At 58.9% G+C, this 19104-nt stretch carries 15 protein-coding genes; 2 read left to right on the top strand and 13 right to left on the bottom strand.

All coding sequences use genetic code 11. From position 1 onward, the window contains the following. Nucleotides 1-56: 56 nt before the first annotated feature. Entirely contained in the window at nucleotides 57-1955 is a 1899-nt protein-coding gene (locus ACPLPM_RS05230) for a hypothetical protein (protein ID WP_424359189.1), read from the top strand. Nucleotides 1956-2202: 247 nt separating this feature from the next. Next, a complete protein-coding gene (locus ACPLPM_RS05225; protein WP_424359188.1) occupies nucleotides 2203-4404 on the top strand; it encodes a S8 family serine peptidase in 2202 nt (733 codons plus the stop codon). A gap of 536 nt (nucleotides 4405-4940) precedes the next feature. On the opposite strand, the gene ACPLPM_RS05220 is transcribed toward ACPLPM_RS05225, so the two are convergent. From ACPLPM_RS05220 to ACPLPM_RS05160, 13 genes are all read right to left on the bottom strand, one after another. Beyond that, nucleotides 4941-6422 (bottom strand): DUF362 domain-containing protein, encoded by a 1482-nt coding sequence (locus ACPLPM_RS05220; protein ID WP_424359187.1) that lies wholly within the window; start codon nucleotides 6420-6422, stop codon nucleotides 4941-4943. A 4-nt stretch (nucleotides 6423-6426) separates the two neighbouring features. Next, nucleotides 6427-7428 (bottom strand): GNAT family N-acetyltransferase, encoded by a 1002-nt coding sequence (locus ACPLPM_RS05215; protein ID WP_424359186.1) that lies wholly within the window; start codon nucleotides 7426-7428, stop codon nucleotides 6427-6429. Then, the gene (locus tag ACPLPM_RS05210; RefSeq protein WP_424359185.1) at nucleotides 7403-8473 is read right to left on the bottom strand and encodes a polysaccharide deacetylase family protein; all 1071 of its coding nucleotides are present in this window, start codon (nucleotides 8471-8473) and stop codon (nucleotides 7403-7405) included. The genes ACPLPM_RS05215 and ACPLPM_RS05210 overlap by 26 nt, the downstream gene beginning before the upstream one ends. 16 nt (nucleotides 8474-8489) lie before the next feature. Continuing rightward, a complete protein-coding gene (locus ACPLPM_RS05205; protein ID WP_424359184.1) occupies nucleotides 8490-9833 on the bottom strand; it encodes a phenylacetate--CoA ligase family protein in 1344 nt (447 codons plus the stop codon). A 22-nt stretch (nucleotides 9834-9855) separates the two neighbouring features. Beyond that, a complete protein-coding gene (gene wecB / locus ACPLPM_RS05200) occupies nucleotides 9856-10920 on the bottom strand; it encodes a non-hydrolyzing UDP-N-acetylglucosamine 2-epimerase (RefSeq protein WP_424359183.1) in 1065 nt (354 codons plus the stop codon). After that, on the bottom strand, nucleotides 10917-11999 hold the full coding sequence (locus ACPLPM_RS05195; RefSeq protein ID WP_424359182.1) for a DUF354 domain-containing protein: 1083 nt from the start codon (nucleotides 11997-11999) through the stop codon (nucleotides 10917-10919). The genes wecB and ACPLPM_RS05195 overlap by 4 nt, the downstream gene beginning before the upstream one ends. Then, on the bottom strand, nucleotides 11996-12817 hold the full coding sequence (locus ACPLPM_RS05190) for an AglZ/HisF2 family acetamidino modification protein (protein WP_424359181.1): 822 nt from the start codon (nucleotides 12815-12817) through the stop codon (nucleotides 11996-11998). Before ACPLPM_RS05190 ends, ACPLPM_RS05195 begins: the two co-directional genes overlap by 4 nt. A gap of 2 nt (nucleotides 12818-12819) precedes the next feature. Further along, nucleotides 12820-13428, bottom strand: a complete 609-nt coding sequence (gene hisH, locus ACPLPM_RS05185; RefSeq protein WP_424359180.1) for an imidazole glycerol phosphate synthase subunit HisH — start codon at nucleotides 13426-13428, stop codon at nucleotides 12820-12822. 5 nt (nucleotides 13429-13433) lie between these two features. Next, on the bottom strand, nucleotides 13434-14567 hold the full coding sequence (locus ACPLPM_RS05180) for an N-acetyl sugar amidotransferase (RefSeq protein WP_424359179.1): 1134 nt from the start codon (nucleotides 14565-14567) through the stop codon (nucleotides 13434-13436). 73 nt (nucleotides 14568-14640) lie between these two features. Continuing rightward, nucleotides 14641-16173: a glycosyltransferase family 2 protein gene (locus ACPLPM_RS05175; protein ID WP_424359178.1), complete on the bottom strand. Its 1533-nt coding sequence runs from the start codon at nucleotides 16171-16173 to the stop codon at nucleotides 14641-14643. 14 nt (nucleotides 16174-16187) lie between these two features. Next, entirely contained in the window at nucleotides 16188-17171 is a 984-nt protein-coding gene (locus ACPLPM_RS05170; protein WP_424359177.1) for a UDP-N-acetylglucosamine 3-dehydrogenase, read from the bottom strand. Nucleotide 17172: 1 nt separating this feature from the next. Further along, entirely contained in the window at nucleotides 17173-18258 is a 1086-nt protein-coding gene (locus ACPLPM_RS05165; protein WP_424359176.1) for a DegT/DnrJ/EryC1/StrS family aminotransferase, read from the bottom strand. A 4-nt stretch (nucleotides 18259-18262) separates the two neighbouring features. Then, complete coding sequence (locus ACPLPM_RS05160) at nucleotides 18263-18928, bottom strand: DapH/DapD/GlmU-related protein (RefSeq protein ID WP_424359175.1); 666 nt, start codon at nucleotides 18926-18928, stop codon at nucleotides 18263-18265. Nucleotides 18929-19104: the final 176 nt, after the last annotated feature.

Here is a 19104-nt window from a genome sequence, read left to right as displayed (position 1 = left end):
GTCAGACCACCCGGAGTAACGGGAGCTGATTATCATAGACATCTGGGGTGTTTGCCATGAGCTTGTTTAAGATCAATTCGGACCAGGCGTACAGAACGATGGGAACGGCAGCCATGTACCTGCTCCCGATCATAGGCCTCGCCGGGATCGTCGTGACGACGGTCCTGGGCCAGACCAACTTTCTCATCCTGAGCCTGTACCTCGTCATACCACTGCTGCTGGTCTCGATCCTGTTCAGGAGCCTGGGCAGCAGGGATGAAGCTGCCGCAGCGAGCCTGGACGAAGGCTCTTTCAGGCTGCTGCTGGTAGCTTACCTCCTCTGCTACTCGCTCTCCGCCATTTTGCTCACCGTTTACGATGTCCGGCCCCTCGCGTACTTCCTGATTGTCACGACGATGACGGTCACCGTGCTGATCCAGATCATGAAGTTCAAGGTGACCGGGGAAAAAGTAGTCCTCGTCTTACTGCAGATCCTGGGCCTGGTGGCAAACCTGAACCTGGGCGTGACGCTGAAATATTTCAGGTTCATCGGCCGGACCGACGTGATGATCCACAACCAGTACGTGAACAGCGTGATCCAGACAGGGCACGTCACCCAGGTCTTCTTCGACTACCAGGCCTTCCCCCTGTGGCACATCCTGAACGCGATCATATACATGCTAGGGGCAGGTACGTTCCCCACGGACAAGGTCATGGCCATCACGGGCTGCATCATCTTCCTCTGCCTGCCCTTGCTGGCATACCTGGTAGCTGTCAGGTTGTTCAAAGACCGGAGGACCGGGATGATCGCCGCCCTGCTGGCCTTCTTCTTCCCCAACCTCACCTACTGGAGCATCTCCGGCATCTCCAGCGCGGTAGCCGTCGTCCTGATAGCCTTCCTCATCTACCTGGCCGTAGACGGCAAACAAAAGTACGGCATACTACTGATCGGCCTGGTCACGGCGGCGATCGTCGTCTACCACTCGGTTTCCGTCATCTTCGCACTACTCATCATAGTCGCGCTATACTTAGTCCAGAAGGTCCTGATGAGCAAGACTGAGCAGCTCCCCCAAATCAGCTTCAAGTACATCGCTCTCACAATAACGGGCACGCTGGCCTACTGGTACTTTTTCGGGCCCATACTGCTCCAGGAGCTGTACAACAACATCGTGCTCCAGGCCCCCACAGGCATAGTCACCAAATCGATAGTGCTGACGCCGCTCAGCGAAATCTTCAACTACCTGCAGTACTCGCCGGCGGTGCTGTTTATCCTGGTCGGAGTGCTGGCCATCCTGCTGTCCGCCCGGTTTGACGCCCGGGCGAAGCTGTTCGCAGTGGTAGCTTTCATGTTCATCTGGATCACCTTCCCGGGCCCGCTGTACCTCTTCAACAAGCTGCTCTACAACTTCAGCATCGACCGGTTTGCAGAGTACACCCCCTTCCTCCTGGCCATCGTCAGCAGCGCCGGCCTGGCAGCCCTGCTGACCCGGTCGAACAAGTACGTCAAAGCCTGCATCATACTGCTGTTCGCCGTATGGGTCATGCTCTCGGTGACTAACGACTGGGTCGCCTCTGATAACCCCCTGGTAAAAAGGCCTTTCTACACATACTACCTGGCCCAGGACGAGATAGCCGGTTTCGATCGCATCGCAGTCAGTGCCACAGCCATGATCCATACGGACTTCATCACGACCCGGTACCTGGACAGCACCCCGCAAGATCCCCAGTTCAGCATCCTGGAAGTCGCAGGCGACAAAACCGACTTCTACAAGAGCAGCCCCGACGACGTCATCCTGATCAGAAACGCGGAGCTGGAAAAACGGCCCCTCAAGATCTCCACGAACCACATAGGAGCGTTCAAGCGGTACCCGAGAATCGACACCTACGACTACTACTACAAAGACTCGGAAATATGGGACAACCTCCGCCGGTACGACCAGGTGTATGATTCCTCCCGGGTAAGCGGGTACGTCTAGGCCTTTAAGCAGGCCAGGGAGCCCGAGCCATAACTACCTATAGCCCGGCTCCTCGACTATTTATTTGGACAACATTTATATAATTATTGATTATATAACAAGTTATCCTCGTAGTAGAGATCGTACTTAAGAAAGCCCGCGGCCTTTTCTGCCACCCCGGATCCGGCACCTCTGCGCGGGCGACGGAGGCGTTAACATACCAAAATTCAGGCAAATATGCATACTCTTCATCGCACTGGGATTACTAGTGGCACTGATTACTCCGGCCGTCACAGGTGCCGGCAGCCAGGATAAGAGCACCCAGCAGAACAGGTATATTATCACGTTCAAGGACCCTGCGGCAGGCCAGAAGCTGGCAATGCAGCAGGTTTCGGCTAAAGCGGCGCCGGAAGCGCAAAACCGCACCTTGAGCGCGGCTGGCGGAAAAGCCCGGTACAACTACAAGATCATCAACGCTGCGGCTGCAGACCTGACAGACGCCCAGGTCGCCACGCTCAAAGCCAGGGCCGATGTCGCGACCATCGTGCCTGACTCAGTGGCCTATGCAGACCTGGACGAGGTAGTCTACCACGATAACGCCACAGGGGCATGGACGACCATACCGGGCTACACGGGGAAAGGCATCAACGTCAGCGTCCTGGACTCTGGCATCGACCCGGCGCACCCTGACCTGCAGGGAAAGGTGATCATGTGGCGGGACTTCCTCAACGACCGCAGCACCCCCTACGACGACTGGGGCCACGGCACCTACGTATCCGGGATCATCGCCGGCTCCGGAGCCGCCTCCTCGGGCAAGTACACCGGCCTGGCATACGGCGCAAACCTGTTCATGGCCAAGATCATCAATACCCAGGGGACCGCCTACGTCAGCGACATGATCGCGGCCATCGACTGGTCAGTGCAGAACCATGCAGACGTCATCTCGATGTCGGTTTCCAACCCTACCCACAACCAGCCCCTCGATGACGCAGTCCACAACGCAGTCGCCAGCGGCGTCGTCGTGGTCTGCTCTGCCGGGAATACCGGCCCCTCCGCGGGAACTATCAGGTGTCCCGGGGATTCGCCGGATACCATAGCGGTAGGTTCGGTCAACATTAACGATCAGCTGTCCTCGTTCAGCTCGAGAGGCCCCACGGCAGACGGCCGCACCAAGCCGGACATCGCGGGAGTCGGCGAAAACGTCATCTCCGCCCACGCTTCCGGAGGACAGGTCGGGACCCAGATCAGCACTTACTACTCCTACGCGTCGGGCACCAGCGCATCGTGTCCCCAGGTCAGCGCCGCCAGCGCGATCCTGCTGCAGGCGAACGACAGCCTGACCCCGGCCGACGTCAAGAGCGCGCTCACCTCGACTGCTTACAGGATCGGCACAACGTACCCGAACAATAACACCGGATGGGGCCGGGTGGATGTCGGCGCCGCCTTAAGCAAAGTGGTCTCGCAGCCGGTAACGCCTACCCCGAGCCCTTCACCCTCACCCTCACCCTCACCCTCGCCTTCTCCGACTGCTACCCCCACTGTCACACCCACCCCGGCTCCGGCCGCCTGGAAGACATATGTGGCCAACAACGGCGGCAGCACGGTGAGCGTGATCAACCAGTCGACTAACAGGGTGACCCGTACCATATCGACCGGTAACGGCCCGTATGGCGTCGCGTACAGCCCCGACGGTTCGCTGGTATACGTGACGGTAGAAAGCCAGAGGAAAGTCTCGGTGATCTCTCCGGCGAAGGACTCGGTCGTGAACTCGATCACGGTAGGCAGCTCTCCGCGTGGCCTCGCCGTATCTCCGGACGGAAAGCGGCTGTACGTGGGCAACTACGGCAGCGGCACGATCAGCGTCGTAGATACCAGCGATACTAATCACTTCAGGGTGATCAAGACCATCACAGGCATCTCGAGGCCTCACCAGCTATGGGTCAGTCCCGGCGGCGACCGCCTGTACGTGGGCACCCAGGGCAACAACGTGTACGTGGTGAATACCACCGGCGACGACGGCACAGTCATATCGACGCTCACGGGCAACAAGCCGTACCACGTAGCCCTCGATCCGGCAGGCGCAAGGCTGTTCGTGGCCAACTACGGGGCCAACAACATCAAAGTCTACGATGCTGAAACCCTGAGTCCCCTGACGACGATCGATACCGGTAAAGGACCTCTCAGCCCGGTGATCAGCCCGGACGGCTCCCGGCTATACTACCTGACGGACGGCAACAGCAGCCTGATCATCGCAGACGCTGCCACGTACGCGACGATCGAGACGGTCAAATGCGGCTCGGGCGTCAAAAGCCTCGCCTGCTCCCCGGACGGCTCGAAGGTCTACGTCACCAACACCAACAGCAACAGCGTGACCGTGGTCAACGTTGCAAAGGACGCCGGCACCGTGATCAGGACCACCAGCGTAGGCTACCGCCCCGTCAGCCTCGGGCAGTTCGCGGGATACTACTGACCGGCCAGCATCGCCGGCAGGTAAAGGGTGCTGACGCTAGCCCTGGTGAAAGCTCAGCGTACGCTGTACTGCGGCTTAACACAATGGACATGAATGACACGGAGGGCACAAAGGGATTCGGTCAAAGGGCGTTCCCGCCATGCCCTCCGGGTCCTCTATGTCCTTTCGTATGAGCGTGAGACAGCAATACGAACGCTGCGCTGTGCGTTTCAGATTACTCAGATAATGTGAGACCGCAATACGAACGCTGCGCTGTGCCAGATCACAGATTACGACAGATTACGCAGATTGCACAGAGACTATATTAGATAAGATGGATGCTGCGAGCCATTCTATTTTTATTATCGATTAGCATCTGTGCAATCTGCGCAATCTGTCAGAATCTGTGATCCTGTATACAAGGGACTGCTTCCAGTCGGTCACAGCGCAGCGTTAGTCCACGTTCACGGGCACAGAGACAACACTTTTGATACCATCCGAGAAATCGGTATCAAGCACAGCACAGCGATAGATCTCCAGTTGCTTCGGCAAAAAAATTACCGCGCGATAGCGGTCTGAAGCGGTGCTATACTCTTCTGGCCCTCAGGCCGGTATTCGACGTAGTTCTGCCAGCCTTCGGCGGGTATGAAGTGGCAGTTATGCATGTGATATACATCTGCCAGGGTGAGGCAGCCTTCCGCGGCGATCTTTATGTCGTCCGGCACGCCGGTGAAGATCGGGTACCTGCCCCCGGTCATGGCGTACTTGAAGGTCGGTATCTTCCGGTAGTCGAAGCCCATGACCATGCTGGAGATGAGGTCTACTGCCACGGGATTGGTGCCGGCGATGAGGACTCCGCAGGGTTTGGAGGAGTTTCTCATGGGGCCTTCCTTTTCGCCTCCGATGATGCCGTCCACCAGCACGAACATCCGGCGCTGGGGGGTTTTCTGCATGATGCCGTTTTTGTCGGCGTAGAAGATGATTCTGTTCAGATCGGAGATGGTCCGGGGGATGGTGTCGTTGCCGTGCCAGCTGCCGCCGGGGCCGTCGGCCCTGAAGGGGACGACGTACTTGGAGAAGAAGAGGGCGCCGCAGGCTGCCCGGAGGGGGATTATGGTCAGGAGGCTGGCGTGAGTGGGGATCTCGTCCTTGAGCCGGCCCATGAGATCCTGGCGGAAGTCGCTGCGCTCGTAGTCATCTCCGCCCGTTTCCGCAGAGCCGGCCCGGTGGTGGGGCAGCCAGCCTTTGAAGACGTTGATGCCTACCAGGTTCTTCAGCGCCACCGTGATCCCGGCCTTGCCGTGGGTCTTCAGCTTGGGCAGGTTGAGGATCACGTCCGCCTGGAGGATGCTGCCGGCGATCGGGTATTCGTTCTTGTCCTGGTTGTGGTGCCTGGCGAGCTCATTCTTGTCGTAGTAGCCCAGCCGGAACCGGTCGCACTGGCCGATGATATCGGCGTGGGCGGAATCTTCCTTCAGGTCCACCGCCGCGTACCCCGAAGGATCGCCGGGTAGAGGCTGCTTTTTCAGCGCCCCGAACCGGACCTGGCCCTGCTCCATCCGCAGGTCGTGCAGGCCTACCTGTAGGCCGGCTCCGTCCCGGTAGTAGGCGACGATTTCTTCGAGGCCGGTGAGCCTCACCGCCTCGGCAAAATCGGTGTCGAAGAAGGGCGCGTCGCCGATGGCGATGCTGCCTTTGCCCTTCAGCGCGATGTAAGCGTAGTCGAGGATGGCCCGGATGACCGGGCCCTGGGTGATGATGGCCTCCACGCTGCCGGCGCCGTTCCGGTGGCTGACCAGGTTGGGCTTGATGAAAACTTTGTCTCCCGGCTTGATCACTTCGCCCAGCGGGTTCCATTCCGGGGTGCCGAAGTGCTCTTTATCTAAGCCGAGCCGGTACAGGACGTTCCTGACCTCCCCGTAACACGTATTTTCCGAGCACAGGTGTCCGAACGGGTATTCGGGGTACTTTTCCTGAGGATGGTATGGGGGCTGCTTACAATAGTCTGCCCGATCGTTTCTGGTGATTGCGACTTTCACTGTATCACACCCATTTCTTTCTGATGATGTTCGCGTAGGCGACCTCTGCCAGCTTGCCCAGGTTATCCTTTTTGTAGATGTAGTGACATAGCTCCAGGTTCGGGCTGAACTTGGACTTGAACTCCGAGAGGCGTTTTTCACCTGCGCCCTGGATTTCCAGCTGCCTGAAGCCCCGCTCTTTGGCGCTTTTGATGAACTGCCACACCAGATAATCGTTGGCCGCGAAGTCCATGTGCATGTTGGCGTTGCCGAGCCAGAGCGTGACCTTGTCCTTAAATTCGATGTTGCCGTTGAGGCCTGAGACCCGGCCTTCGTTGTAGAGGAAGTAGAGCTTGATGTTGTCGGGGAAGGCCTCCCGGATGTCGTGCAGGTACCTGGCGCTGATCATGGGCATCTTGATGCCCTGCTCGTTGTACCGGCGGTTCATGATGTCGAAGAAGGTCTCCGCATCGGTGGTCGGCTCGATGGGCAGGCCCAGCTTCTCCATCTTCTTGATGTTCTTCTTGCACGTCGAATCGAAGCTGGCCAGGATGTCCTCGAGGGACCGCTCCAGATCTATGACAAAAGTAAAGTTCAGGTCGCCCGCATAGTGGTTCCACTTGAAGGGCCGGACGTCGATGAACCCGGGGATGATGTTGGCCGAGATGAAGTTCGGGCCCAGCTTGTTGATCTCGGCGTTCACCTCGTCCACCACCGAGGAGAGGTAATGCTCTTTGCGCTTCTGCTTCAGGCCCATGTACTCCGTGCACATGGCGAAGCCCATGTAGGGGACGCAGGTGTTGGGAGGCGGGGAAAAGATCGCCTTGATGCCGTTTATGTTCCGGTAGAAGACCGGGAAGACGCCGATGATAGCATTGCCTTTGTAGACTGCGTAGTTATACAGCTTGTACCCTGTGTGCTTCTCTATGATCTTCAGGGCGTCCCACTTGTGAAACAGCTGACCCTGGGGGCTGGCATCGATAAAATCGTCCCATACATTTTTATTGTCTATCAGTGCAACGGTCATTCCTGCAACTCCATTTCCAGATCTCTTCACCGCTTGTGATCCAGGCGTTTTTCCCACTACTATATTTTAATATATTTATATATATTTTTTTCCACGTCTCCCGGAAGGCCGAGCTGAACACGTTATTGTGCCAGAGGATAGTGACGACGCCGTTGTACCGCTCGACCTCGTCGATGATCTGCTTTGCCGTGGCCCAGGCTTCGGCGAACGAATCAGAAGCGCCGAACAGAGTACCGTCCATGATGATGAGGGGAATCTCCACCAGATCGATCTCTTTGCCGGTTTTCAGGCTGAAGGGTTTGAACGGGTGGCACATGCCGTTCCTGCACCCGAGAGCGTCGTTGTACCCCAGCGTGGTATCGTACTTGAAGCCTGCCTCCGCCAGGAGTTCCCATGTGACGGGCACCCTGAACCGGAGGTAGTGGTTCCGGTAGCCTACTACTGTCCGGCCGAGGACCTTTTCCAGCCGGGCTTTCTCATTTTGCATTTCCCCGAGGTCGGCGCAGGTGTAGAAACCGCCGTGCAGCCCGACTTCCCAGCCCTTGTCGGCGATGTAGCCCAGGTCGCTCTCCAGCTCTTCGATGTCGTACCGGTGCCGCCGAATGTCCCGGTCGGCGGTCATGAAGTAGAACGAGGATTTCCCGCCGTAGGCTTCCTCGATCTTCATGATCTCCTTAAAGTTCCGGTAGGGGCTGGTGTGCCGGCCTTCTACCTTCCACAACAGCTCCCTGCGGAGCTTGCCGAGCCTCAGGTTCCTCACGTGGTGAACGGAGGACAGAAGCGTATGAGACAGAGGCGGGTAGATGTCGTCGATGTCGTGGGAGAGCATGACGGCGAACTTCTTCCCGTCCGGGTACTCTGCCTTCATGCCGCTGTCAGCCAGGTAACCGGAGGCGACGGGACGGAGGATCTGTTTCCGGTCCTTCGGGACGTAGATGGACCGGCATACGTCCTCCCGGGGCGGAACGTACTCGTGCCGGAGCGTGTAGAGGTCCCACATCTGCGAGTCCTTGCTTAAAGTATCCGATATGTTCAGTCTGGCCACCACCAATAAACAAGGATCAGGCAGTCAGCTTATCTTCCAGATGGCTGACGATGAACTTGAATTTCCCCGATGTAGTCCGCTCTATGTGGTCGACGATCTGGAACTCGACGGTCCAGCCTTCGCTGCGCTGCCTCACGATCTCCCGGATCTCCTCGAGCTGGCGCTCCTGGAAGGATTTATCCGGCACGAGCCTGATGACGATCTTCTCCAGGCTTTCCTGGACAACCTGGTACTCCCTGATGCCTTTCTGCTCCCAGAAGATGTAGAGGAAGAACCAGCCGTGGACGTGCTTGCCTTCGGGGGTCAGCAGGATGTCGGTGCTTCTGCCTTTGACCTCTTTCAGCAGCTTGTAGCCCCTGCCGCAGCTGCACCTCTCTTCGGTGATGTAGCCATCGTCCGTAGTGTCGTACCTGAGGAAGGGCATGGCGTAGTTGTACAGGCTGGTGGCCACTATGCGGCCTTCGCCTTTGGTGATCTGGCCGCCCTGGGAGTCCACAACTTCCATGATGCTGCGCTCGGTGTCGATGTGCAGGCCGCAGTGTTCCGGGCACTCGAAGGCGGTGACTCCGCCGTCGCTCAGGCCGTAGGTATCGAAGACCTGGCAGCCGAAGACTTCGGAGATCTTCTTCCGCATCGCGGGGTAGAGCTTTTCAGAGGTGGTAAAGATGCCTTTGGGGGCGGGTACTTTGATGTCGTTCAGCTCCAGCCAGGTGGCGAACGTCGCCAGCGAAGAGGCATAGCCCCGGAGGAACCGGGGATTAAACGAGTTGAGTACGCTGGCGTATTCCCGCATTTCTTTTTCACCCATGTCGAAGGACGAGAGCTTCTTGAGGTTGCGGGCGACTTCGTGAGCCCGGGTGATGAAGCCGGATTTCAAGCCGACATCGAGGGACGAGCCCGCCAGGAAGACCATCCGATCTCCCAGCTGATAGCCGCCGTAGCCCCAGCCCCGGTACAGGACCGCTCCGCTCAGGAACCTGTCGAAGTTAGAAAGCCGGTAGTTAAGAGGTGTGCCGGTGGTGCCGCCGGTGGCTGCCGTCGTGTGCTTGATCCGGTTCAGCTGTACCGGCTTGAAGGCCTCTCTGTTCTCGTTGATCATCTCCTTGGTGATGATCGGGAGCTTTTGCAGGTCCTCCAGGGTCCTGATATCCTCCGGCCTCAGGCCGTGGCGGGCGAAGAGCTTGCGATAAAAGGGCACATTGCGGTAGGCAAAGTTTACTATGTGGACTAACTGCCGCTCCTGCTCTGCCTTAAGCTCCTCGTAGCTTTTCCACTGGTTCTTCAGCAGTCGCCTGTAGGTGGGATAGAAGTTTACATCTCCTATCTCATGGGCTAAAGTAAACACGTACTTGTTCAACATTCTGTTACGCCTTCTATGCCTGCTAAGCAGAATACTCCTCGATGATCTCCCGGATCCTGGCCCGGGCGTTGCCGTCTCCGAAGACGTTCCTGGGGCTGGACGCGGGGCGGAAGTCCCGGTAGGTCCCGACGATCCGGGCCTTATCGCTCCCCACCAGCACGTTCCACCCGTCGGAAACCGTCTCCACCCATTCGGTGTTCTCCCGCAGGGTGACGCAGGGGACGCTCAGGATATAGGCTTCCTTCTGGACTCCACCCGAATCTGTCAGGATCATCCGGGCGTTTTTCTCCAGGGCTATCATGTCCAGGTAACCCACCGGCCGGATGATCTTCACGTGGTCGGCCAGCTGGTCCCACAGGTTGAACTTTTTCAGGTACTTCTCAGTGCGGGGGTGAACGGGGAGGACGACGTCCCCGATCTCCGAAAAAGCGTCCACGATGTTGCTGAGGTTGACGTAGCTGTCAGTGTTTTCCGCCCGGTGGACCGTCGCCAGGCTGTAGCTTTTCTGCCTGAGACCGTTTGAGGCCAGTACCTCGGTCCGCTTTTCGGCGATCTCCGCCACGGCCTTCATCGCGTCGACGCTGACGTCGCCGGTGAGGTGGACGCCTTCGGTAACGCCTTCGGCTGCCAGGTGCTTGACCGCGGCTTCGGTCGGGCAGAACAGTAAGTTGGAGATGTGATCGGTGAGCACCCTGTTGATCTCTTCGGGCATGCGCCTGTCGAAGCTCCTGAGGCCTGCCTCGATGTGCGCCACCGGCACGTGCATCTTGGCGGCGCCGAGCGCTCCTGCGAAAGTGCTGTTCGTGTCGCCGTAGACCAGCACGATATCGGGCTTCTCGTGGGCGATGATGCCGTCGATCTTCTTCAGCATCTCTCCGGTCTGGAAACCGTGGGAGCCGGAGCCTACGCCCAGGTGGTAGTCGGGGGCCGGGATATGGAGCTCGTCGAAGAAGATCTTGTCCAGCTCGTAGTCGTAGTGCTGGCCGGTGTGGACGATGACTTCGTCCATAGTCTTTTTCAGCTCCTTCGACACGGGGGCCATCTTGATGAAGTTGGGCCTGGCCCCGACTACTGTCAGGACCTTCATGCCGGCACCTTCTTCTCGGCGGCCAGGGTAGCTTTTTTCAGGCTTGCGGGGTAGCGCTCGATGAAGTCGACCATGAACTGGGTCACGTCGATCTTGTCCGCGAGCAGCACGTCCAGCTTTCGCTTCCACTCCGCTTTCAGATCGGGCCGGCTGATCAGCTCCACCGCTTTATCGATGCCCTGGCCGGGGTTATCGTAGTTGAAGATGAGGCCGTACTTCTTTTCCAGCTCGAGGAAGTTGCCCATGTCGTGCTCGCCTACGAAGGTGTTGCACCGGATCGCCGGAGTGCCCAGCAGGGCTGCCTCGGTAGTCATGGTCTGGGAGTCGCCGATGAGCATCTGCGCATAGTAGAGGACGCTGTGGATGTTGATGGGCGAGATTTTGATCCGGTACTTCTCCAGCTCGGCGGGAAGAGGCAGCTCGGAGGTGATGAACACCCTGGCGTGCTTTTCCATCTCCCGGACTGCCCTGATCTTAGCCTCGTCGCTGAAGCCGCCCTTGCCGAAGTCGTGGCCGGCCTTCCAGGCTACGAACCTCATGACCACGTACTTCTCCCCGGGCTTGAGGCCCAGCTGGTCGAGGACTTTCGGGTTCGGGGTGAAGTACTTCGGGTGCAGGTACGCCAGCTCGGTGTAGCCGTTGTAGCGGACGTGCTTCTTACCGAAGTCCTTGTTGAAGCAGTCCGGGGTCACGATGGCGTTGGTGAACGGGACGTAGAGCAGGTGCTCTATGGGCGACGGCTCGCTGTCGTCGAACGCTACGCACTGCTTTCGGAGGAGGAAAGAGACATGTGCGTTGCGGATGGAGCCGAAGCCGAAGAAGACGTCGGGCTTGAAGTCTTTGACCGCCTGCAGCAGCTTGAAGTCCAGGACCGGGATGTTCTTGACCTTGTCCATAAGCGAGATACCGTAGGTGCCAAGCTTCTTGTATTCCAGCCCGTACTCGTTCAGGAGCTGGTAGGAGATTTCCTTCTCGCTGGCGGTGATCATGACCTCGTGGCCCCGCTTCTTCATCTCCCGGACGAAGTGCTTGAAATAGTGTACATGGGCGGGGTGGTTGATGTCGACGACTAGCTTCATAGCATCGCACCTCCGGTGCTCGGGCCCGGCTCCCGGCCGGCATCCAGTACGCTGCCCAGCTCTGCCCTCGCAGGGTAGTTGATCAGCACTGCCCGCCTCTTGCCGTGGAACACGAAGAAGCTCCCGGCTGCGACGGCCGAGGCACCTGCCTTTACTGCCGGTGCGAAGTCCTCGATCCTGCCGGCGCCTCCGCAGGCGATGACCGGCACCTTCACTGCCGAGGACACGGACTTGATCAGCTCCTGGTCGTAACCGTTCATCATGCCGTCGTGGTCTATGGAGTTGATGAAGATCTCCCCGGCGCCCATCTCTTCCATGCGCCTGGCATGGCTTACAGGGTCGATGCCGCAGGGCTTAGCCCCGCCATGAGTATAAACCTCGTACTTGCCGTCCGGGCGGCGCTTTGCGTCGATGGCCACGACTATGCTCTGGCTGCCGAAGATGTCGGCGGCCCGGCGGATAAAGGCGGGGTCTTCGACTGCCTGGGTGTTGATGGATACTTTTTCTACTCCGGTGCCGAGAATGTCCCTCACCTGCTCCACGGACTTGATGCCGCCGCCGTAGGCCAGGGGCATGAAGCACTCGTCGGAGATCTTGGCGATGAGGTCGACTCTCGGGCCTGTGGCCCTCGGGCCGAAGAGGCTCTTTTTGCGGGAAGCCAGGATATCGAGAAAGATGAGCTCGTCTACCTCTTTCTTGTTGTAGATGCGCACTGCGTTGATGGGATCGCCGACGTATTTCGGGTCTTTGAACTGTATGGTCTTCACCAGGCCGTCGCCCTGAAGCAGCAGGCATGGGATTACTCTGATCTGTAGCATAGTTACCATCTCACGAAGTTTTCGAGCAGCCGGGCCCCATACCTGTGGCTCCGCTCCGGGTGGAACTGGACGCCCAGGATGTTGTCGCGCTGCACCATCGATGTAAAGTCAATTCCATAATTCGTAGTCGCCAGCCGGTCAGCCGGGTCGTTGCAGCATACGTGGTACGAGTGGACGAAGTAGAACCGGGAACCGGTTTCCAGGCCTTCCATCGCCCCCCAGGTTCGGTCGACGCTGATCGAGTTCCAGCCCATGTGCGGCACTCTGAGGCCGTTGCCGTTCAGGCGGAACTTGATGGTCCGGGCGTCGATCCAGCCGAGGCCGTCTACGTTGCCTTCCTCGCTGTGCTTCGAGAAGAGCTGCATGCCGAGGCAGATACCCATGATGGGCGTCTTCTCCTGCAGCACTTTCTTCTCCAGCACCGGGATCAGGCCCCGCTGGCGGAGGTTCTGCATGGCGGCGTCAAAGGCGCCTACGCCCGGCAGGACCAGCTTGTCCGCCCGCTCGATCTCGGCGGGATCGGAGGAAATTTTAGCCTCCACTTCCATGCGCTCAAACTTGTTGAGAATGGAGCGGAGGTTGCCCATCCCGTAGTCCACGATGACGATCACGGCCACTACCCCAGGTACTTCTGGTAGAAGATCATGGGCAGCAGGTCGAGGTTACAGGCGACCTTAATCGGCATGCGCATGGCTTTGATGATCGGATAGTACGTGGCGTAGTCGTGGAACGTCTTCGGGGGCGTGGACATGATCTCGTCAAACTGCGCCTGGGTCAGGCCGAGCTTGGAGATCGTGTACTTGACGACCTCTTTATCGTACGGGTAGGGCTTCTCGATGTCCTTCAGGGCTGCCTCCCGGTCCATCTGGCCCGAGCGGATGAGGGCTGAGTACTCTACCTTGCGCTTGTCTATCTTGAACTTCTGAGGCAGCAGGTAGGACTGGAAGAAGTGGGTGTACACGTTCTCGTGGTGGTGGCCACCGTAGTACTGCCAGCCAAGCTCCCGGCTCATGATCTCCCCGGCCTTCTTCTGGTCGTACTCGATATACCTGAGCAGGTTGACGAAGGTGATGCGCCTGCCGAGAGTGTAGTAGAGGAGGTCTGACATGGACATGATCGGGAAGCTCTTGATCCTCATGCGGCCGAACTTCTTGTGGACGCTGTGCACGTACCGGCCGTCCATGTAAGTCCACCCTAGCGGCACGATCCCTTCGGTCCTGAAGGAGTGGCCGTTGAGGATGTACCTGGTGCCCGCGTTGGCGGCCTCCTTGTAAAGCACTGACAGAATGGCGTAGTCTGTCGGGATCTCCGCGTCGGAAACCGAGGCTTTCAGGAAGGACTTCTGCAGATCTTTGAACTCCTCCCAGTCCGCGACCACGGTGTGCAGGTCTATGTTCAGCTTGGTGGTCGCCCGCTTGATGTTGCTGACCGCGATCTCCGAGTTCCACCCGTTGTCGAAGTGGACTGCCAGCGGCCTCAGGCCGAGCTTTATGGCGTTGTAGAGAACGTAGGTGCTGTCGCGGCCGCCGCTGACTCCCACGACGCAGTCGTACTCCTTGTGCCGGCCCTCGTGCTTGATCTTAGCGATCAGCTTCTCGAACCGGCGCCTGTTCTCGTCGTTCAGCTGGTGAGCTTTCTCGAGTTCCTCGTGTATCCTGCAAAAATTACAAACCCCTTCGGCATCAAACTTGATACCGGGTATCGAAGTATCCGATACGCACCTGCTACAAACGTTCTGTTGCTTTACCATATCCATCATCTCATAGTCGTAATCATAGTATGAGAGCCCCATCCGGAGCCCTCAACCTTTTTTATTCGTGATCTTAATGCACGGACTCCCGGTCGATCTGCGCATCCAGTGCCATAGCGGTCAACAGACTTTGCAGCCCGGCCAGGGCCAGTATTGTGGCGAACAGCCCCACAGGAGCGAACGCCGCAGGGCTCAGTAAGGCCAGCCCGAGCGCCAGGCACCCGGCGAGGATACCGGCGGGCACCAGCGCCATGCCCGCCAGGTAAAAGAGCACCAGCGGGTGGAAATCGAGGATTGTATACTTGACTTTCAGTCTCCAGAGGAAGCCGCGGAACAGCATGGGGGCCACCTTGAAGATGAACTTCCCGTACCGTATCTTGGACTTCTCGTTGCCGTACCGGGCGGGGATGGGCACGTCCAGGGTATCGAGGCCCGCCGCGTTCAGCTTGACGAGCATGTCGTTACAGTAGCCGTAGTACGTGTAGATCGAGTCGAGGTCCAGCGTCTCCAGTGCCCGGCGGGAAATGACCGTATAGCCGTTCTGCGGGTCGCTGATGTGCCAGTAGCCGCTGGCGATCTTGTTCAGCATCGTCAGCATCGAATTGCCTAAGAACCGCCAGTTGCTCATGCCCGTTCTCATCTGTCTGCTGAGCAGCCTGTTGCCCTTGGCGTAGTCTGCTTTCCCGTCGATGACAGGTAGCAACAGCCTGGGCAGCTCCTCGGGGTCCATCTGGTTATCACCGGCCATGACTGCCACGTAGTCCATGCCATCCCGGATGGCCAGCTTGTAGCCGTCGATGATCGTGGCTCCGACGCCCTTGTTGACTTCGTGCCTCAGGCCGACGACCCGGGGGTCTTCCCCCGCCAGCTTCCGGAGGACGTCAGGAGTCCGATCGGTGCTGCAGTCATCGATCACGTAGATGCGGCCGATATACGAGGGCATGCCGCGGACAGTCTCCTCGAGCAGGAGCTCTTCGTTGTACGCCGGCACGACGACTCCGATGCGGCACATGCCCAGGTAAGAGTAGTCGGGAGCAGGGTCGAGGTTGCGGACCGCGATGCCGGATCGCCTCGCGTGGTCTCTGATCTGCTGAGACAGGTCGGCGCCCGGGCGGATGCCGAGGCCTTCCAGAGCCCGGCGCGATGCCGCGATGAACAGTGCCTCCGGTGCCTCCCGCTTATGGTTGTTCAGCAGCCGCGCTGCCTCCCTGGAACCGGATGCCTGCAGCGGGGCCCCTGCGACCAGATCGCTGCCGCCCGCCGCCTGCCGGAGGAGCACAGGTATCCTGAAGGGATCGTGAGATCCGTCCCCGTACATGGCCACGACCACGCCCGCGTCTGCCAGGATGGAGCCGAGGGTGCCGGCGCCGTCCGGATCTGCAGGCACTACCATGGCGCCCAGAGAGCCGGCCAGCCGCTCCAGCCGGGCATCGTGCCGATCCGGCACCACGATCACTGAGTCGGCACAGCTTCTGGCAACCGCCACAATAGTGCCGATAGCAAGCGGATTTAGCCGGCCGTGGATCAGCACGACGCTACCCGCCATTACTTCGGGAGAAGGGATGGCATTTACCGCGTTCGTCCGCTCGTGAAACAGCGTGCTCATGGGTGTCACCATAGCTATACAGTCGCCTTCGTAGGCTGGTCTGCCCGGGGAAGCGCGTACCGGCCGGAGTAGATCTTCACCATCGCGCGGCTCTTGTACGATTCGATAGCTGCGATGGCTACGTCCAGGGCATGAATGCCGTCCGGGCCGGTGGTGACAGGCTCCTTGTGAGTCCTGCACGCGTTCAGGAAGCTTTCCAGCTCCAGCGCCAGCGGCTCCCGCTTCTCGATCTTGGCATCCCTCACCCACTCCTTGTCGTGGATGGTGACCCGCTGCTCCATGTAGTCGCCGTAGGCGACGCCTTCCGTGCCGATGACCGCGAACTTGCGGGTCTTGTGAGGCGTCAGCCAGTTGACTTCTACGACCCCTGCGCGGTCGCCTTCGTACCGGAGGAACATAGAAGCATGATCCTCGAGGGAGTGGACTTCTTTGCCCGCGATGGCATAGACATCAGTGACCCGGCTGTTGTAGAGGTAGGAGACGATGTCGATGTCGTGCACCCCGATGTCCAGGATGACGCCGACGTCCCGGATCCTCGGGTTGTAGGGGCCAACTCTGCTGGTCGAAATCGAGACTACCTTGCCCAGCTTGCCGCTGTCGATGATCTGCTTCATCTTCAGCACCGCCGGGTTGAACCGCTCGATGTGGCCCACCATCAGCGTGAGACCCTGGGCTTCGGCTGCGTAGACGATGGCCTGGGCATTCTCAATCGTGTCGGCGATGGGCTTTTCAACCAGGATGTTGGTGCCCGCGTGAATCGCGTCCAGGGCTACCTGCCGGTGCAGAGTAGTCGGCACCACGATGCTGACTGCATCCAGGTTCTGCTTCAGGAGCTCGTTATAGTCGGTGAAGCCCTTCGTGTTGTACTGCTTAGAGAGTGCCTCGATGCGCTGCTTGTCTACGTCTGCGATGCCGACAAGCTCCACGTCCTTCATCTGGCTGTACGTGCGGATGTGGTTCTGGCCCATGGCTCCCGCGCCGATGACGCCTATTCGCATGTCAGAGCCTCCGGATGGTGTCGGCGATGAAGTCGATCTCTTCAGGCGTTACAGACGGGTGCACCGGCAGAGAGATCACCTGCTTCGCAAGCATCTCCGATACCGGGCAGGAATCGGTGTAGCCCAGCTCCTGGTACAGCTGCTGCTGGTGGATGGGGACCGGGTAATAGACTGCGGAGCCGATGCCGGCATCGCCGAGCTTCTTGATGACCTCGTCCCTCGACAGGTGGAAGTCGGGAGTAATCCGGAGGGTGTACTGGTGGAAGACGTGCCTGTGGCCGGGCAGTACATGAGGAGTCACGATGCCGTTGAGGCCCTGCAGCTGCTGGTTCAGCCGGGTGGCGTTGGCGATCCTCTTCTCGTTGTACTCCTCGATCTTCCTCAGCTGGGCCAGACCAATGGCTGCGCTGATGTCGGTCATGCGGAGGTTGAAGCCCAGCATCTCGTGATAGTACCTGATCTTGGAGCCGTGGGACCGGATCATGCGGGCCCTGGCATCGAACTCTTTGTCGTCCGAGGTGATCATGCCGCCTTCGCTGGTGGTCATGTTCTTGGTCGGGTAGAAGCTGAAGCACCCGGCGTCGAACGAGCCACACTTTCTGCCGTTCAGAGAAGCCCCGTGGGCCTGGCATGCATCCTCGATGACCGAGAGCTGGTGGTCTCTGGCGAGGTCCATGATGGTATCCATGGCCGCCGCCTGCCCGTACAGGTCGACCGGGATGATGGCTTTCGTGTGCTTCGTGATCTTCTCCTTGATCTTCTCGGGGTCTATGTTGTAGGTGCCCGGCTCCACGTCGGCGAACACGGGCTTTGCCCCCGCGAAGAGGACGGCGTTGGCGGTGGCGATGAAGGTAAACGGTGGTACGATGACCTCGTCACCCTTGCCGATACCCTTCGCCAGCAGAGCTACGTGCAGGGCTGCTGTGCCCGAATTCACCGCAATGGCGTGCTTCACGCCGGTATACGAGGCGAAGGCCTCCTCGAACTCTTTAACCCTCGGACCCTCGGCGAGGGTGCCCGACTGTAGGACACTTACGACGCCGTTGATCTCTTCCTGGCCTATCAATGGTTTTGCAATCGGTATCATAGCATCAAATCCTGTTTAAGCTCCTGAGCGCTTCTGGCAGTTCCACGATCTTCGCCGGTGCTCCTATGGCAAGCTTCCACGCCGGCACGTCTTTGGTGACCAGCGCGCCTGCCGCAACCATAGCTCCCTCCCCGATCTCTACTCCCGGGAGGATGGTGGCGTTGGCTCCGACGGATGCCCCTTTGCGCAGGACGGGGCCCTTCAGATCGTAGGGTACCCGGATCGGGTACTTGTCGTTGGTCAGGACTGAGCACGGCCCGAGGAAGACGCTGTCCTCGATAGTCGTGTTGGTCGGGATGTACACGTTGCTCTGGATGCTGACGCGGTTCCCTATCCTGCAGTTCCCGTCGATGACGACGTTCGTACCGACGAGCACCTTGTCTCCGATCAGGGTGTTTTCCCTGATCAGGGCGTTGTGCCCGGTTCGCAGGGCATTCCCGATCACTACGTCGCAGTAGAGGGTAGATCCGGGCCGGATTACCGCATCGTCGCCGATGCGGGTGCCGACGTAAGAATAGGTCTCCGGCTTGACCCCGGCTGCGGCGATCTCGTCCAGAATGCGGCCGCTGGGATAGCCCAGAGTGACGTTCTCGAGAATGGTGCAGTTCCTGCCGATCGTGTTGATGCCGTACAGCCTGCATGACTCGTGTATACGGCTTTTTGCTATCACTTGTGTCTCGATGCTTTCAACCCCATCGTGTTTAATAATGCCACAATTATATTTACTGTTTAATACTTAAACATTTCTATAAAAATAACTGTATACGTCATGGGCAGCAGAGCAATAGCAGTCTGCCATGGAATAAAACGGCAAACGTAGCCTGTTCACCGGTATTCCGGACGGGC

The organism is Methanocella sp. MCL-LM, from assembly GCF_049676595.1.
Lineage (GTDB): Archaea > Halobacteriota > Methanocellia > Methanocellales > Methanocellaceae > Methanocella_A.
This window is presented reverse-complemented; position numbering and strand designations above follow the sequence as displayed.

Bases quoted from the DNA above. Each gene is read 5' to 3' on its own strand.
- ACPLPM_RS05230 (WP_424359189.1), top strand. From the start codon at position 57: ATGAGCTTGTTTAAGATCAATTCGGACCAGGCGTACAGAACGATGGGA.
- ACPLPM_RS05215 (WP_424359186.1), bottom strand. From the start codon at position 7,428: ATGACCGTTGCACTGATAGACAATAAAAATGTATGGGACGATTTTATC.
- ACPLPM_RS05205 (WP_424359184.1), bottom strand. From the start codon at position 9,833: ATGTTGAACAAGTACGTGTTTACTTTAGCCCATGAGATAGGAGATGTA.
- wecB (WP_424359183.1), bottom strand. From the start codon at position 10,920: ATGAAGGTCCTGACAGTAGTCGGGGCCAGGCCCAACTTCATCAAGATG.
- ACPLPM_RS05195 (WP_424359182.1), bottom strand. From the start codon at position 11,999: ATGAAGCTAGTCGTCGACATCAACCACCCCGCCCATGTACACTATTTC.
- ACPLPM_RS05190 (WP_424359181.1), bottom strand. From the start codon at position 12,817: ATGCTACAGATCAGAGTAATCCCATGCCTGCTGCTTCAGGGCGACGGC.
- ACPLPM_RS05180 (WP_424359179.1), bottom strand. From the start codon at position 14,567: ATGGTAAAGCAACAGAACGTTTGTAGCAGGTGCGTATCGGATACTTCG.
- ACPLPM_RS05175 (WP_424359178.1), bottom strand. From the start codon at position 16,173: ATGAGCACGCTGTTTCACGAGCGGACGAACGCGGTAAATGCCATCCCT.
- ACPLPM_RS05170 (WP_424359177.1), bottom strand. From the start codon at position 17,171: ATGCGAATAGGCGTCATCGGCGCGGGAGCCATGGGCCAGAACCACATC.
- ACPLPM_RS05165 (WP_424359176.1), bottom strand. From the start codon at position 18,258: ATGATACCGATTGCAAAACCATTGATAGGCCAGGAAGAGATCAACGGC.